Origin of the sequence: Halobacillus sp., from assembly GCF_049282395.1 — a bacterium.
Lineage (GTDB): Bacteria > Bacillota > Bacilli > Bacillales > Halobacillaceae > Halobacillus.
Genome location: NZ_JBAPTY010000114.1, coordinates 1 through 15,719 on the forward strand (window position 1 = coordinate 1; position 15,719 = coordinate 15,719).

Genomic DNA, 15,719 nt, shown 5'->3' on the forward strand with positions numbered 1-15,719 from the left:
AGCCGTTCCCTGGAGCCACTTCTCCACCCAATATCTCGGAATCGAGTCTTCAACTAAACGGCCCTTTAGCGTAATAAGCCTCTTGTAAAAAATCTATCATAAACTTTAACAAAGCATAATTATAAGAATTGGAATAAGAAGATTAAAGGGCTCCCTACTTACAACTTCCGCATTACTGCCTTAGAAACGCTATTCACTATTCAGATTTTAAGAGAAAAGCTTTTACAAAAGAAATATAATAGACGAGAAAGTTATAAAAGACAAGGACTGATTAACATTGAAGACTAAAGTTTTACATAATCTGTTATGCAATTGTTAATTAACTATAAAATTAATTCAGGATACAGCGGGTATATACTAAATAAGCCCTCTAAGACATGGGTGATGCTGGATATTCCTTATTCAATATTGGAAAGGATGAAGTTTAATGTATAAAAAAGTAGTCGTAGCATTTGATGGCTCAGAAGGAAGCGAGAAAGCTCTGACTCATGCAGTAGAATTAAGCAGAACCCAGCAATCACAAATCTCTGTGGTATTTGTAGAGAAGGAAAAGGATAAATACAAAAATAATACAGGTTTTAGGATGACCATGCGTAATGACATGACGCTTGAAGAAGGAGGCGCGTACGTAGGGGGCTCTGAGGAGCGAATCAGTGATAAAGAAGTGTTGCAAAGTGAGCCAAGGGCTTACGCAGGTAACCACCCCATTTTTTTAGAGGTCAAAAGAAAACTTGAACGTGAACAACTCCCTGTTCAATATGAATGGCTGGAAGGCGATCCAGTGAATCAATTATGTAATTTTGCTTCCACTCATGAAGCAGATTTAATTGTAATTGGAAGTCGTGGTCACAGCGGGATTAAGAAATTTGTGATCGGCAGTGTGAGTGAAAAAGTAGCTAAAGAATCGGATATTCCCGTATTAATTGTAAAATAATAAAGAAGTCCGGGCGGCGTGCCCGGACTTCTTTTTGGATATAGAGCCTCTTAATGGATTATACCAAAAGGTCTGATAATAAAGGATTAAAAGACGATATAAAATTTAATTGAATTTTTCACAAGGTAAAGGGTAAAATGAGTATGAAACTGATTTCATAAAAGGATTAACAGAGGGGAGAATTGGAATGCCAACGATTTCAGATGTAGCAAGGATTACAGGGCTTTCAAAATCAACGATTTCACGTGTGATTAATAATCATCCTTATATATCTAGTGAAAAACGAGAGAAAGTATTAAAGGCCATGGAAGAAATCGGGTACTATCCAAATCCCTCCGCCAGAAGATTAAGAGGCCACACATCGAATACCATAGGTGTAATTGTACCACGGATTGTGAATCCTTTTTTCTCTTATTTAGTAAACTCTATTGAGCAGGAAGCTTTTAAAAATAATTACCAAGTTATTATATTCCAAAGCAATAATCTCAAAGATAAGGAATTATACTTTCTTAACTTGTTAAAAAATAGGCAGGTAGACGGGATTATTATGACATCAATAGAAAATGATTGGGAGACAATAGAACCTTACATGCAATATGGTCCCATCCTACTTTGCAATGAATACGTAAATCAGTCTTCTGTATCTAATGTAAGATTGGATCAGAAGAAGGGCGCTTATATGGGTACGGAGCATCTAATTAACAAAGGACATCAAAAAATCGCCTATTGTACTGGGGGATTATTTGCTGGATACGGTCGTGACCTTGATCGAAATACAGGCTACCAAAAAGCTATGGATAAACACCAGTTAAGTCCTAATCCCAGCTGGATTTTTATTAAGAGACATTCCATTGAAGATGGAAAAAAAGTTGTGAAGGAAATCTTATCTATGAACGATAAACCTACAGCAATTTTCTCGGGCAGTGATGAAGTAGCGGCAGGAATTATTATCGAAGCAAAAGAAAATGGTTTAAAGATTCCGGATGATTTAGCCGTGATTGGTTTTGATGATCAGCCCCTTGCCGAAATCGTAGAACCCAAACTGACCACGATTAAACAGCCCATTGATGAAATGGGAATTAAATCTGTAGAACTATTGATCAGGAAGTTGAATAATAAAGACAGTATGGTTGAAGAAGTTCAACTGCCCATTCAATTAATAGAAAGAGAATCTACGTAATTTTATGAAAATTTTAAATGTGTTGTTGAAAACGATTTCATAGTACCGTATAATACAAATTAATTCTTGATTAGTCTTAATCAGGAATTAATATTTTGGCCTATATGAAACCGATATCATATTTATGGGAAGGATGACCGTTATTATCGCTGATTTATAATGCTGGTAAATAAAGGCCGAAGTGGTGAAGAGATTTTTTGGATTTTATGAAACCGATATCATATAAGGAAAGGATGAAAACGATGAATACTTTTAAGTTATTAGCTCCAATTGTATTGTCAGGTTCGTTGCTTGCGGGGTGTTCGTTCTCTTCAGGGGGAAGCTCGGATAATTCAGAAGATAAAATGACCATTGAAATCTTTCAAGGGAAAGTAGAATTTAATGATCAGTTTGAAGAATTGGCTGAACAATATGAAGAAGAGAATCCGAAGATTGATATTAAGATTAACAGTGTGGGCGGAGGGTCTGATTATGCCAGTGCGCTTAAAACACAATTTGCTTCTGGGGAGGAACCGGAAATATTCAGTATTGCTGGACCGACCGAAGCGGCTAATTATGAACAGTATTTGGCGGATTTATCGAATACAAAAGCAAAGGAACTCGCTCTTAAGGGATCATTGGAACCAGTCACCAAAAATGGGGAAGTACATGGTCTTCCTTTTAATCAGGAAGGATACGGTTTCATCTATAATAAGAAAGTATTTGAAGAAGCAGGCATCGATGCAAAATCGATTAAATCCTATGAAGATCTAGAGAAAGCTGTAAAAACACTCGATAGCCAAAAAGATCAATTAGGCATTAGAGAAGTTTTCGCCTTTCCAGGAAAGGAAAAATGGGTGCCGGGCAACCACTTATCAAATGTTTATTTAGCGCCTGAGTTCAATCAATCTGTTTTAGAAGCTTATGAAGCAGAATCTGTAGAGTTTACAAAAGGAAAAGAATTTCAGAGAATGATCGACTTACAGGTGGATTATTCGATTCAACCAACACTGAACCTGGACTATTCCCAACAAGTAGAGAAATACTTTGCGCTTGAAGAGGTAGCCATGATTCAGCAGGGGAACTGGATTTATCCTTCTGTTCATCAACTTGCCCCAGAATTCGCTGAAAGTAATATGGGGATTATTCCTATTCCGGTGGAAGGACAAGAAGGTAAACTGCCTGTAGGAATTCCAAACTACTGGGCTGTAAACAAAAACAGCAACGATGAAATCATTGAGGCATCTAAAGATTTTATTGACTGGATGTACACTTCAGAAGCGGGTAAAGAAGCTGTTCTGCAAGACTTTAAATTTATTCCTGCTTATAAAGAATTTGATACCTCAAAAATCGCTGATCCAATTTCACAAGAAATCTATCAGTATGCATCGGATGAAAAAACGACAGGCTGGGTATTTCTTGGATATCCGGGCACATGGGGAGATTATCTCGGGGGAAATGTACAAAAATATTTAAGTGACAAAATCACCTGGGAGGAACTTGAATCTGACTCCAAAAAGGAATGGGAAAAAATAGACCAACAACAATAAAATGAGCTGATTGACCATTCAGTAATATACTGGATGGTCTTTTTTTCATGGAATTAAGGAAAAAGTTGAAAAATAAACCTTCAATATTTGTCGAAACTTATCCTAACGACTATTATTGGGGTAGGGAAATCAACAATTCCTTTCACAATTATAAGGAAGCTAATTGAATTTGGTAATTATGAAAAATAAAAGAAATTAACCTCTTATATTTAGAGTTAATTTGTTGACTTTAAATACCCATAAGGGGTATATTGATTAAGAAGGAGCGAGAAAAAATGGAAGATAATACCTTACCAGAAAATAGTGGGAAAAAGCCGGTTACACCTAGGACAGATGAAGAAAAACAATCCGTCATTAATCGATTAAAGCGAATCGAAGGTCAAGTTCGCGGTGTACAAAAGATGGTGGAAGAAGACCGGTACTGTGTGGATACTCTTATTCAAATATCGGCTATTAACAAAGCTTTGAACCGAGTAGGCTATTCATTAATGGAGCGTCATACGCATCATTGTGTAGCCAGTGCGATTAGAAAAGGTGAAGGCGAAGAAGCCATTGATGAATTGATGAAGGTTGTCCAACAGTTCTCCAAATAAGGAGGATCAATGCATGAGTGAACGAAAAGAAATGAACTTAGGAATTACGGGAATGACATGTTCCGCTTGTTCTGCCCGTATTGAGAAAGTCCTCAATAAAATGGATGGAGTCGAGGCGAGCGTTAATCTAACGATGGAAAATGCGACCATCACTTATAACAACGAGCAAGCGCAGCCTCAAGATATTAAAGAGAGAATTGAAAAGTTAGGCTATGGTGTACTGACAGATAAAGTAGAACTTGATATCCACGGAATGACGTGTGCTGCCTGTTCCACTCGTATCCAAAAAGGGTTAAGTCGTATGAACGGTATTGAAGAAGCTTCTGTGAACTTAACAACAGAAGCCGGGGTGATTGAATATCAGCCAGGGTTAGTCTCAACGGAGCAGATTATAGAAAAAATCAAAGATCTAGGCTACGACGCCGTAATTAAAAAAGATCGTGAAGAACAGAAAGATTATAAAGAAGAAGAGCTTAAAAGGAAAAAACGCCAGCTGTTCCTGTCTATCATTCTTTCTTTACCCCTTCTTTATACGATGATCGGTCACTTGCCATGGGATTTGGGCATTCCTGTTCCAGAACTAATGATGAATCCATGGTTTCAGTTTGTTCTAGCTACACCGGTTCAATTTTATATCGGAGCTCCTTTCTATATCGGCGCTTACCGGGCCTTGAAGAATAAGAGTGCCAATATGGATGTGCTTGTAGCTTTAGGTACGTCCGCTGCTTATTTTTATAGTGTGGCGGAAGGGATTAGATGGCAGTTGAATCCGGACATCATGCCGGAATTGTATTTTGAAACCAGTGCCGTTCTGATTACATTAATCCTGGTTGGTAAATTATTTGAATCTCTCGCTAAAGGAAGAACTACGCAGGCGCTGACGAAACTTTTGAACCTGCAAGCCAAGGAAGCTACTGTGCTGCGAAATGGAACAGAAGAGAAAGTTCCAGTGGATCAAGTAGAAGTAGGAGATGTACTCCTTGTTAAACCAGGTGAGAAAATACCGGTAGATGGTACGATTATAAAAGGTACAACGTCTGTAGATGAATCGATGATTACTGGAGAATCCCTTCCTGTAGAGAAGTATGAGAAAGAAACAGTGATTGGTTCCACCATCAATAAAAATGGAACGATCCAAATGAAGGCTGAAAAAGTAGGGAAAGACACAGCCCTCGCGGGGATTGTGAAAATAGTGGAGGAAGCCCAAGGATCTAAAGCCCCTATTCAACGGACAGCGGATGTTATATCCGGCATTTTTGTTCCCATTGTAGTTGGCATTGCGGTCATTACATTTGTGGTCTGGTATGCATTCGTTTCTCCCGGTCAGCTTCCTCCTGCGCTTGAAGCAGCCATAGCAGTACTGGTTATTGCATGCCCATGTGCGCTTGGTCTTGCTACACCTACATCCATCATGGTTGGTACAGGTAAAGGAGCCGAGCAGGGGATCCTCTTTAAAGGGGGAGAATATTTGGAAGGTACTCAAGGACTGACGACTATTCTGCTTGATAAAACAGGTACGGTTACTAAAGGTAAACCGGAAGTCACGAACTTTGACACTGTCGAGCCCCATCAAACAGATGTCCTTGGTTATTTGGCAGCTGCTGAAAAAGCTTCTGAACATCCACTCGCCGAAGCTATAGTAAATTATGGAGAAGAGAATGGCGTTACGCCGCAGGAAGCGGAGGAATTCGAAGCCATCCCCGGGTATGGAATCAAAGCTAGAGTAGGCGGAAAACAGGTTTGCGTCGGTACAAGAAAACTAATGAATCGCGAAACAATTGATTATATCGAGCTTGAGGATATTCTTGCTAAACATGAGAGTGAAGGAAAAACAGCGATGCTTATTGCTATAGAGGGGGAGCTTGCTGGTTATGTTGCGGTTGCAGACACGATCAAAGAAACCTCAAAGCAAGCGATCCAGGACCTCAAAGAATTAGGACTTAGCATTTACATGGTAACAGGCGATAACGAACGAACGGCTAAGGCGATAGCTTCCCAGGTGGAAATTGACGGGGTCTATGCCGAAGTTCTTCCTGAAGAAAAAGCTGAGAAGGTAAAAGAGCTACAGGAAAAAGGAGAAAAAGTGGCTATGGTGGGAGATGGAATCAATGATGCTCCTTCTCTTGCTACAGCAGACATTGGTATTGCGATTGGCACAGGTTCAGATGTAGCCATTGAAACGGCTGATCTCACTTTAATCGGCGGTGATCTTGAGAACTTGAGCAAAGCGATCAAGCTAAGTCGTAAAACCATGGCCAATATTAAACAAAATATGTTTTGGGCCTTGGCTTATAACTCTGCCGGTATTCCAGTTGCTGCTATCGGCTTACTCGCCCCATGGGTAGCTGGAGCGGCTATGGCTTTCAGTTCTGTCAGTGTGGTCAGCAATGCTCTTCGGCTAAAAAGAGTAAAAATATAAGTGTGAAAGATTATGAAGAAACTCGCCTGCGGGCGGGTTTTTTTCTATGTATTTTTACAAATTTGGATTTTTTATGGAAAAAATAGTTTAACGGGATACGGGTATAGGGTAATTGGATTTATGTAATCAATTTTAAGGAGGATGTTTAATTTATGTCTCATGAACAGTACCAGTCCGTAATTGAATCTCTCCACGAATGTATGGAAGCATGTAATCACTGCTATGATGCTTGTCTAAAAGAAGACAATGTAGCTCATATGGTGGATTGCATCCGTCTTGATCGCGAATGTGCAGATATGTGCGGATTCCTTGAGCAGGCCTTAGTAAGGGATACTCCTTTTGCTAAAGAGCTCGCGAGTGTATGCGCTCAAATGTGTGAAGCATGCGGAAATGAATGCAAAAAACACGATCATGACCACTGCCAGAAGTGTGCAGAAGCGTGCTTCAAATGTGCAGACGCTTGTAAAAGCATAGCTTAATAAAATTGGTACATGCTAAAGGTCACAAGTTCTTTAAAAGAGAGCTTGTGATTTTTTGTGCAGTCGAATAATTCTAAGTTTATAAATACCCCTACGCGGTAAAAGTATAAATGTCCTATGTTTTTACGAGGAGGAATAAGCGATGGATCACCAACATAATCACTCAGATTTTCAAGGTGAAGAACAGCATCACTATGAACATGATGAACATGGAAATCACCACGGACATGAAGGTCACGATCATGGCAGCATGATTGAGGATTTTAAACGCAGGTTTTATATTTCCTTATTGGTTACTATACCTATTCTTATTTTGTCACCTATGATCCAGGACTTTATTGGATTAGAATTTTCCTTTCCTTATGACCAATATGTGTTGTTTGGATTAGCAACTTTCGTCTTCTTTTATGGTGGATGGCCATTTCTTACGGGATCGATTGATGAACTTAAAAATAAAAACCCAGGAATGATGACTCTAATAGGTTTGGCTATTGTCGTTGCGTATGGATATAGTTCACTTGTTATTTTTGGTTGGACTGGCCGGAACTTCTTCTGGGAACTGGCGACCTTGATCGATATCATGCTCCTTGGCCATTGGATTGAAATGAAATCCGTGATGGGCGCATCAAATGCGCTTCAAGAGTTAGTAAAACTCATGCCTAACGAAGCTCACCGACTCAACGCTGATGGAAAAACAGAAGAAGTGCCACTTAGTGAACTTGGCGCAGATGACTTGGTACTTGTAAAACCAGGAGAGAAAATACCGGTTGATGGTATTATTACTGAGGGGAAATCAGCCATAGACGAATCCATGTTGACAGGCGAATCCGTACCGGTAGAAAAAGGGAAAGATCATGAAGTTATAGGGGGCTCCATAAATAAGGAAGGCAGCTTGACCATTCAAGTTCAAAAAACGGGAGATGACACTTATTTATCCCAGGTTATTACGCTGGTTCAAGAAGCTCAGAATTCTAAGTCAAGAGCTCAGGACTTCGCGAACCGGGCTGCTAAGTGGTTGTTTTATTTAGCGCTTGTATCTGGGATCAGTACGTTTATTATATGGATGGCTCTAGGCTTTCCTTTTGATACAGCTGTAGAGCGAATGGTCACTGTAATGGTTATTACCTGTCCGCATGCTTTGGGGCTCGCTGCTCCTCTTGTTGTAGCCGTTTCCACATCTTTGTCAGCCAAACAGGGTCTGCTCATTAGAAATCGTACTCAATTCGAAAATGCGAGAAATATTGATGCAGTTATTTTTGATAAAACAGGGACCCTGACAAAAGGGGAATTCGGCGTTACAGACATTGTCCCTCAGGAAACCTATGAAACGAATCAATTGCTGTTCTGGGCGGCAAGTGTTGAGCAAAACTCCGAGCACCCTCTTGCGCGAGGAATATTGGATAAAGCTCAACAAGAAAGTGTGTCTTTAAGTAAAGTGGAAGAGTTTGAGTCCATGACTGGACAAGGACTTCAAGGAAAAGTGGAAGATAGACTTGTAAAAGTGGTTAGTCCGGTCTACGTACAGGACGCGGGATATTCTTACGATACGGATACATTTAATGAGTTATCGGAAGAAGGAAAAACGGTTGTCTTTGTTTTAATTGATCAAAACTATGCAGGAATGATTGCTCTCGCTGATATGGTACGTGAGTCTGCGAAAGAAACCGTAGCTGAATTAAAGAAAAACAACATTCGCTCCGTTATGCTTACAGGCGATAATCAAAAGGTAGCAGACTGGGTAGCTAAGCAAATCGGAATAGACGAAGTATATGCGGAAGTAATGCCAGATCATAAATCCGATCAAGTGAAGAAAATTCAGGATGAAGGGCGAAAAGTCGCCATGACAGGTGATGGAATAAATGATGCTCCGGCTCTGGCTACCGCGGATGTAGGAATTGCTATAGGAAGCGGTACAGACGTTGCAGTGGAAACAGCTGATATTGTTCTTGTGAAAAGCAATCCAAAAGATATTCTTTCCATTCTAAAACTATCGAAAAACACTTATAAGAAAATGGTGCAGAATCTATGGTGGGCTGCAGGCTATAATATTTTTGCCATTCCACTTGCGGCAGGTGTTCTTGCTCCAATTGGAATTGTTCTAAGTCCAGCTGTTGGAGCTATCTTAATGAGCTTCAGTACCGTTGTAGTAGCAATCAATGCAAAGTTATTAAAAGCGGATTAGATGGATCTTGGCAGGTTAAAGCTTTGTAAGTGCTATCTCCTTCTATTATTCGTACGCAAAAAACTATAGTAGGAAGCCAGGGGGCGTGCAGAATCATTTTCCATGATACTGTTCGTCCCCTGTGGCATTCTGTACGGCAGTAAAATAAGGTACCTCTCCAAAAAGGATCTACTGCGTATCTTATCCTTTCGAATTTGGTTCTATTAGAGCTATCGCTCTAATACCTCCGTCTTAAATCTTATTTCGCATATGTCTTTCCTTCTGCAGATGCATATGATCACTTATTTTTATTAAATTTCGAAGTTTTTCTACCTCTATCCCGATCTTCGTGTAAATATTTAATAGGATTAACATGAAAAGATGCCAAAATTAGTCAGACTTTTTAAACAACTATAATCTATAATTATATTAAATAGATAAACAGAATAGTTAAACTTAAAGAGGAGGAGGTCAATTGACTACGATTCATGTTAATTGGGGAGCATCGAGAGTGAATTTAACCTGGAGATATGCTAAGCAGCTGCCTGCCAGAAATTTGATTACAAGTGTTCACGGTCTTTGTTTTAAAGGGGATCGGTTGCTTTTAGTAAATCTCAATTACAGAGGGTGGGACTTCCCAGGTGGACATTTGGAGCCAGAAGAAACCCCTCTGGAGTGTTTTAAACGTGAAGTAATGGAAGAGGGATATGTCTCCGGGGAATGTAAACACTTAGGTCATATCGTGGTTGATCATTGTAATACACCAAAATGGAATGATTACAGTCTTTATCCCAAAGTGGGTTACCAGGTTTTTTACCGAATGGAAATCGAAAATCTTTACGTATTCAGAGGAGAGTATGAATCCGTAGAAAGAATGTTTGTAGATCCCAGTGAAGTACATCATTACTATTACGACTGGAATGAAATCTGCCAGGAAATTCTGGAATATGCTTCTTATATTAAAAATTAACGCATTAACAGAATACACCGTTATTCTTAAGCGCTGACTTTCCAGAAAGCTCCCGATGCTGTAAGACTCAGTTTCAAGATAAATGGAGGCTCAGTACATGCCCGCATAAAACGAATTGTGCCCCGCAGGACCTCCATCAAAACTAAAATCTCGAAACTGAGTCTTAAACTATCCGTCCTATGGTTCAATAACAACCTCATGAGAAATCAATACTATCGACGAACGTAACCATCCAATAATAGGTTATTCATAGAAGCCAGGCTTTTTCAGAGGAGATAAGGCCTGTTTTCTAATGGATTCTATTACAATTAGGTTACAATTGGTACAGAAGGGTTTGATGAGCTTCAAAAAAAGAAATAGATAAATAGTATTTACCTGTACCTATTTTTCCAGATTACGAAATTGTTACTGCAATTTAGCGGCAGGTTAAAGGAGGAATTGATCCATGCGTTATCTTGTAGTTTCTGATATACATGGAGATATTGAAAAGTTTGAGGACGTCTTACAAGAGGCTTCTTACAATCCACGGGAAGATCAGTTGATTCTGCTTGGGGATTATGTAGATAGGGGGCCTTGCTCGAGAGATGTAGTTGCAAAGGTCATTGATCTTGTTGAGAATGATGGAGCCATTGCTATTAAAGGAAACCACGACGATTTATTTATACGCTCTAAATATGAAAAGGAAGCGAAGAAACTTTGGGATTTGAACGGAGCTTCCACAACTTTTAAGTCTTATAATGGAAACATGGATGAACTTCGGGAACATCAGGAATGGATGGAGAATAATCTTAAGCTCTATTATGAAACGGAAGAATATATTTTCGTACATGCCGGATTAATGCCGCATATTCCTCTTCAGGAACAGGAAGAACAAACGATGCTTTGGACCCGTCAGACGGCCAGAGTAGGTCTTGGTAAAACCGTTGTTCACGGACACACACCTGTGAGACATATTGCTTACTATGAAGATCAGGTAGATATAGATACCGGAGCCGTATACGGAGGAAAGTTATCCCTGTTAGAACTTCCGTCTCATGAAGTGTACACGGCCACATAAAGAAAGGAATGAGCCTGAATCAGCTCATTCCTTTTTTCATTTAATAGGCACGATCCCCATTAAATATTGAGTTTTTAACAATCACATAATCCACCGTTCTTAATGCTTCCAGCTTGTTTCCGCCTGCATAGGAAATGGAGGATTGAAGGTCCTGCTCCATTTCCTCCAGGGTATCCCCCAGGCTGCCTTTATGCTCAACATACATTTTCTTGCCTTCTACATTTTTCTTTTCGCCTTTTTGGTATTCAGATGCAGACCCAAAGTATTCCTTAAAGCGTTTACCGTCTTTCTCAAATGTTTCTCCTGGAGATTCTTCATGACCGGCAAATAGTGAACCAATCATGACCATAGTGGCACCGAAACGAATGGATTTTGCTATATCACCATGGGTTCTAATTCCTCCATCGGCTATTATTGGTTTACTGGCCGCCTTGGCACACCAGCGCAATGCAGCCAGCTGCCACCCACCTGTACCAAACCCAGTCTTAATTTTAGTAATACATACCTTCCCAGGACCGATTCCAACTTTAGTTGCGTCTGCGCCTGCATGTTCAAGTTCTCTCACCGCTTCCGGTGTTCCGACGTTTCCGGCGATTACAAAGCTTTCAGGCAGATGGTGCTTAATATGCTGGATCATTTCGATAACGGCATTGGAATGACCGTGAGCAATATCAATGGTTATATAATCTGGTATCAATTTCTCAGAGGCTAGCTGCTCGATAAATTGGTATTCTTCAGTTTTTACCCCGACACTAATAGAAGTGAACAAATCTCGTTCCATCATATCTTTGATAAACGTGTATCTGGCCTCGGGATCAAAACGATGCATAATATAAAAATACCCATTTTCAGCTAGGTATAGAGCAATTTTCTCGTCAATAATCGTTTGCATATTCGCGGGTACTACCGGTAACTTAAACTGTCTGCTGCCCAGCATAACGGTTGGATTACACTCTGACCGGCTGTTTACTACGCATTTAGCAGGGACAAGTTGAATATCTTCATAATCAAATACATTTTCCATAATTTTCACTCCTGAAAACGAATATTTAAAAATACAAACAAATAATCGTTCGTCTATTAGTTAATTTACAGTATATATTTTACTCTGTCAAAGACTTCAGTTAGTTTTTTATTGTTTTATTCTGTTGAAAAATAGATAGATTCCTATAATAATATGGGGAAGTGTTACCTTTACATCAGTGGTATGCAGGAATTTACTACATAAAAGTAGAAATAACAGGAGAAGTGGATAAATAATGACAGGATTAATGAGGGTTTTACAATGAATAGAGAGAAAGCACGTATGGATACAGCTGGAAATAGAGAACGGCATGCAGGAGGGGGAACTATGGATCCATTGGATATTGTAGGGAATCTGGATCAAATTAAGCCTGTTTATCACCCTGTAGTAAGTGCGATAAGACATGATGTGGTCGGTTATGAAGTACTGGGAAGATATTATAATGGGCATGAATGGATAAGTTTAGGGTTCTTTTTCCATGATGACGATGTGCCTGAGGAGTTTAAAGTAGAAGTTGACCAGCATTTGTTGAAATTAGCCCTTTCACAGATGATTGAATCTAATCGGGACGGGTTATTATTCATCAATCGAAATGCGAAACAATTAATGGTGAATAATGGAGAGGATCTATTAGACACGCTGCTCAAGTTCCAAAACCAAGGGTTTTCTATGGAACGGGTTGTGCTTGAAGTGACAGAACATGATTTTGATGAGGAATTTGAAGTGTTAAGCAATTTGCTGCTTTATTACAAAACGTATGGCATCCAAATTGCAGTAGATAACGTAGGTGCGAGAAGCTCAAACATTGACCGCATTCGTCAGCTGGAACCTCATATTTTAAAGATCAATACTGCCATAATCAGGCAGCACAATTCTGATGGATTTCAGGATATAATGTACTCTCTATCCATGCTTGGAAGACGTATAGGAGCTGCTTTGCTTTTTGAAAACATTGAAGATGAATCTCAGCTTTACTTCGCATGGAAACATGGAGGGAGATATTACCAGGGCCACTATTTGGCGAGGCCAGAATTTTCACTTATTGATACAAAATTCCTTTCTTTAAATGTGAGTACTAAAATAGCCCATTATATAAAACGTGAAAAATCGCTCGTGGAACAGAGGCTGAAGTATATCCTGTTATGGGAAAAGAAAATTAAAGAATTACTTCCTAAATGGGAAGGTCAGAAGAAAGTAGATGCATTTATCCAAACGGCAACCTCTGAATTTAATGAGGAAAGCTTTCGTATGTTCGTGTGCAACAGTGATGGTCAGCAAGTTTCCTCAAACTTTAATAAGCATGAAAACACCTGGGAGATCGATCCGGATAAGCGAGGTTCCAACTGGGCATTTCGGCCTTATTTCTTAGAAAACGTTATGCAAATGCAAACATGGAACAAAGGCATTCTCTCAGAGATTTATTCGGATATTGAAACGAAGGATATGATTCGAACATTCAGTTTTCCTCTATCAGCTGAGCATTTTCTATTTATTGATATTCGTTATTCCTATCTGTATGATCACGAATGTTTACTAATTTAAAACGGATGCCGTCAGGGCACAAATAGTAGAGATGCTGAGCCTACAGGGGTTCAGCATTTTTGTGTTTTATTAGATTCAATTACACTTTGGATTGTTTGGATATAAACAGATTGCTTTCTTTCGCTTCATGTATTTGCCATAATACTCTTTGCAAGAACGAAAGAGGAGGATTTGAAAAATGACTAATACGAATCAATCAACCGAACCATTATTCCAAACATTCAATAGCGATAACCTTGTATTAGAAAACCGTACGGTCATGGCACCAATGACCCGAGGATATTCACCAGACAACATTCCAGATCAGAACGTAGCTGATTACTATCGCCGTCGTGCTGAAAATGGAGTGGGGCTGATTGTCACAGAAGGAACCGGCATTAATCATCCAGCTTCGGTTTCAGGAGCCAGTATTCCTGTTTTTCACGGGGAAAAAGCACTGGAAGGCTGGAGCAACGTTGTAAAACAGGTTCATAATGCAGGCGGGAAAATTGTACCCCAGCTATGGCATGTAGGGATGACAAGAAGCAAAGGCGATCTTCCAAATGAGGAAGCTCTGCCGGTAGGACCATCCGGTTTGAGTCTTGATGGTGAACCAGTAACCGAACCTCTCACAGAGCAGGAAATCAGTGAATTAGTGGAAGCTTATGCTCAAGGCGCAGCGGATGCTAAGCGTCTAGGGTTTGATGGGATAGAGATTCATGGGGCTCATGGCTATCTAATTGACCAATTCTTCTGGGCGAATACGAATCGTCGTACCGATCGTTATGGTGGTGACCTTTTAGGCCGTACTCAGTTTGCTGTAGAAGTGGTAAAAGCATGCCGTCGTGAAGTCGGTCCCGACTTTCCGATTATTTTCCGTTTTTCTCAATGGAAAATGAATGATTTCAAAGCTAAACTTGCTGAAACACCGGATGAATTAGAACGTTTTCTACAGCCTCTTGTGGAAGCGGGTGTCGATATCTTCCACTGTTCTACCCGCCGGTTCTGGGAAGCAGAATTTGAAGGCTCTGATTTAAACCTAGCAGGGTGGACGAAGAAATTAACAGGTAAGCCTGTTATTTCAGTGGGATCCGTTGGTCTGGACGGAGAGTTTACGAATTTTTCTGGTGCCAATACAACCAGTCTCGATGGTCTTGTTGAAAAACTTGATCAGGAAGAATTCGATCTCGTAGCCATAGGCCGTTCTTTATTAATGGATCCTGAATGGGTAAGGAAAGTGCGCGAAGGTCAGGAAAATGACTTACTGCCTTTTGATAAAGAAGCGCTCCAAAAATTATATTAAATCTTTAATAAAAGCGCCAAATCCACACTGGAATTTGGCGCTTTTTTCTATATATTACCGAAAAATTTTTCTGCTTTATCCAAATAAGGCTCTTCGTCAGGTGTCATTTCATATTCTTCGACTATAGCATCTACAGGGCAGGCTGCCACACATGCTCCGCAGTCGATACAAATATCCGGATTAATATAAAATTGATCCGGGCCTTCTGCAATACAATCTACAGGACAAACGGTAACACATTCACCTGCTTTTTCTGATTCGCACGGGCTGGTTATTACAAAAGCCATAATAGCCCTCCTTTCCTTTTATTTTTAGTTCTTTAAATTTTACAGTAAAGCTCCCGTTTGTTGAAGACTCAGTTTCGAGATAAAGGGGTCCGTTACGTAATATGGGTAAGGGTTGGTGGGGAAATAACTCGTCTTGTTCCATCACCCAGACACTCGAGACATAAGCCGCTCATCAACGGATTGAAAAACCACCATCCTTTTGATGGTCGGCTTATGCTGGTCGTGTCTTTCGGGGTAATTCCACATTTGAACACTTTCCTAT

13 protein-coding genes are annotated in these 15,719 nt (G+C 39.9%); 11 read left to right on the top strand and 2 right to left on the bottom strand.

Annotation, left to right across the window (positions count from 1 at the left end; translation table 11 throughout):
* Positions 1 to 427 precede the first annotated feature (427 nt).
* From WAM07_RS05470 to WAM07_RS05510, 9 genes are all read left to right on the top strand, one after another.
* Positions 428 to 934 (top strand): universal stress protein, encoded by a 507-nt coding sequence (locus WAM07_RS05470; RefSeq protein ID WP_422165420.1) that lies wholly within the window; start codon positions 428 to 430, stop codon positions 932 to 934.
* Positions 935 to 1,121: 187 nt separating this feature from the next.
* The gene (locus WAM07_RS05475; protein WP_422165422.1) at positions 1,122 to 2,114 is read left to right on the top strand and encodes a LacI family DNA-binding transcriptional regulator; all 993 of its coding nucleotides are present in this window, start codon (positions 1,122 to 1,124) and stop codon (positions 2,112 to 2,114) included.
* A 242-nt stretch (positions 2,115 to 2,356) separates the two neighbouring features.
* Positions 2,357 to 3,643, top strand: a complete 1,287-nt coding sequence (locus WAM07_RS05480) for an ABC transporter substrate-binding protein (RefSeq protein ID WP_422165424.1) — start codon at positions 2,357 to 2,359, stop codon at positions 3,641 to 3,643.
* A gap of 275 nt (positions 3,644 to 3,918) precedes the next feature.
* A complete protein-coding gene (locus WAM07_RS05485) occupies positions 3,919 to 4,236 on the top strand; it encodes a metal-sensing transcriptional repressor (protein WP_014643176.1) in 318 nt (105 codons plus the stop codon).
* 13 nt (positions 4,237 to 4,249) lie between these two features.
* Positions 4,250 to 6,655, top strand: a complete 2,406-nt coding sequence (locus WAM07_RS05490; RefSeq protein ID WP_422165426.1) for a heavy metal translocating P-type ATPase — start codon at positions 4,250 to 4,252, stop codon at positions 6,653 to 6,655.
* A gap of 152 nt (positions 6,656 to 6,807) precedes the next feature.
* A complete protein-coding gene (locus tag WAM07_RS05495) occupies positions 6,808 to 7,134 on the top strand; it encodes a four-helix bundle copper-binding protein (RefSeq protein ID WP_422165428.1) in 327 nt (108 codons plus the stop codon).
* A 142-nt stretch (positions 7,135 to 7,276) separates the two neighbouring features.
* A complete protein-coding gene (locus WAM07_RS05500; RefSeq protein WP_422165430.1) occupies positions 7,277 to 9,316 on the top strand; it encodes a heavy metal translocating P-type ATPase in 2,040 nt (679 codons plus the stop codon).
* A 454-nt stretch (positions 9,317 to 9,770) separates the two neighbouring features.
* Entirely contained in the window at positions 9,771 to 10,265 is a 495-nt protein-coding gene (locus WAM07_RS05505; RefSeq protein WP_422165432.1) for an NUDIX hydrolase, read from the top strand.
* Positions 10,266 to 10,710: 445 nt separating this feature from the next.
* Positions 10,711 to 11,322 carry a metallophosphoesterase family protein gene (locus WAM07_RS05510; RefSeq protein ID WP_422165434.1) on the top strand — a complete coding sequence of 204 codons (612 nt, stop codon included), beginning with the start codon at positions 10,711 to 10,713 and terminating at the stop codon, positions 11,320 to 11,322.
* A gap of 40 nt (positions 11,323 to 11,362) precedes the next feature.
* Here WAM07_RS05510 and guaC read toward each other — a convergent pair whose 3' ends face one another.
* A complete protein-coding gene (guaC, locus tag WAM07_RS05515) occupies positions 11,363 to 12,346 on the bottom strand; it encodes a GMP reductase (RefSeq protein WP_422165436.1) in 984 nt (327 codons plus the stop codon).
* 261 nt (positions 12,347 to 12,607) lie between these two features.
* On the opposite strand from guaC, the gene WAM07_RS05520 reads away from it, so the two are divergent.
* Together WAM07_RS05520 and WAM07_RS05525 are read left to right on the top strand one after the other, a co-directional pair.
* Positions 12,608 to 13,888, top strand: a complete 1,281-nt coding sequence (locus tag WAM07_RS05520) for an EAL-associated domain-containing protein (protein WP_422165438.1) — start codon at positions 12,608 to 12,610, stop codon at positions 13,886 to 13,888.
* Positions 13,889 to 14,066: 178 nt separating this feature from the next.
* Positions 14,067 to 15,170 (top strand): NADH:flavin oxidoreductase, encoded by a 1,104-nt coding sequence (locus WAM07_RS05525; RefSeq protein WP_422165440.1) that lies wholly within the window; start codon positions 14,067 to 14,069, stop codon positions 15,168 to 15,170.
* A 47-nt stretch (positions 15,171 to 15,217) separates the two neighbouring features.
* On the opposite strand, the gene WAM07_RS05530 is transcribed toward WAM07_RS05525, so the two are convergent.
* Positions 15,218 to 15,457 (bottom strand): indolepyruvate ferredoxin oxidoreductase subunit alpha, encoded by a 240-nt coding sequence (locus WAM07_RS05530; protein WP_224892313.1) that lies wholly within the window; start codon positions 15,455 to 15,457, stop codon positions 15,218 to 15,220.
* Positions 15,458 to 15,719: the final 262 nt, after the last annotated feature.

What these genes read in the sequence shown, in the direction of transcription:
- guaC (WP_422165436.1), bottom strand. Translation starts at nt 12,346, where the DNA reads ATGGAAAATGTATTTGATTATGAAGATATTCAACTTGTCCCTGCTAAA.
- WAM07_RS05520 (WP_422165438.1), top strand. Translation starts at nt 12,608, where the DNA reads ATGAATAGAGAGAAAGCACGTATGGATACAGCTGGAAATAGAGAACGG.
- WAM07_RS05480 (WP_422165424.1), top strand. Translation starts at nt 2,357, where the DNA reads ATGAATACTTTTAAGTTATTAGCTCCAATTGTATTGTCAGGTTCGTTG.
- WAM07_RS05530 (WP_224892313.1), bottom strand. Translation starts at nt 15,457, where the DNA reads ATGGCTTTTGTAATAACCAGCCCGTGCGAATCAGAAAAAGCAGGTGAA.
- WAM07_RS05470 (WP_422165420.1), top strand. Translation starts at nt 428, where the DNA reads ATGTATAAAAAAGTAGTCGTAGCATTTGATGGCTCAGAAGGAAGCGAG.
- WAM07_RS05510 (WP_422165434.1), top strand. Translation starts at nt 10,711, where the DNA reads ATGCGTTATCTTGTAGTTTCTGATATACATGGAGATATTGAAAAGTTT.
- WAM07_RS05525 (WP_422165440.1), top strand. Translation starts at nt 14,067, where the DNA reads ATGACTAATACGAATCAATCAACCGAACCATTATTCCAAACATTCAAT.
- WAM07_RS05500 (WP_422165430.1), top strand. Translation starts at nt 7,277, where the DNA reads ATGGATCACCAACATAATCACTCAGATTTTCAAGGTGAAGAACAGCAT.
- WAM07_RS05495 (WP_422165428.1), top strand. Translation starts at nt 6,808, where the DNA reads ATGTCTCATGAACAGTACCAGTCCGTAATTGAATCTCTCCACGAATGT.
- WAM07_RS05475 (WP_422165422.1), top strand. Translation starts at nt 1,122, where the DNA reads ATGCCAACGATTTCAGATGTAGCAAGGATTACAGGGCTTTCAAAATCA.
- WAM07_RS05490 (WP_422165426.1), top strand. Translation starts at nt 4,250, where the DNA reads ATGAGTGAACGAAAAGAAATGAACTTAGGAATTACGGGAATGACATGT.
- WAM07_RS05485 (WP_014643176.1), top strand. Translation starts at nt 3,919, where the DNA reads ATGGAAGATAATACCTTACCAGAAAATAGTGGGAAAAAGCCGGTTACA.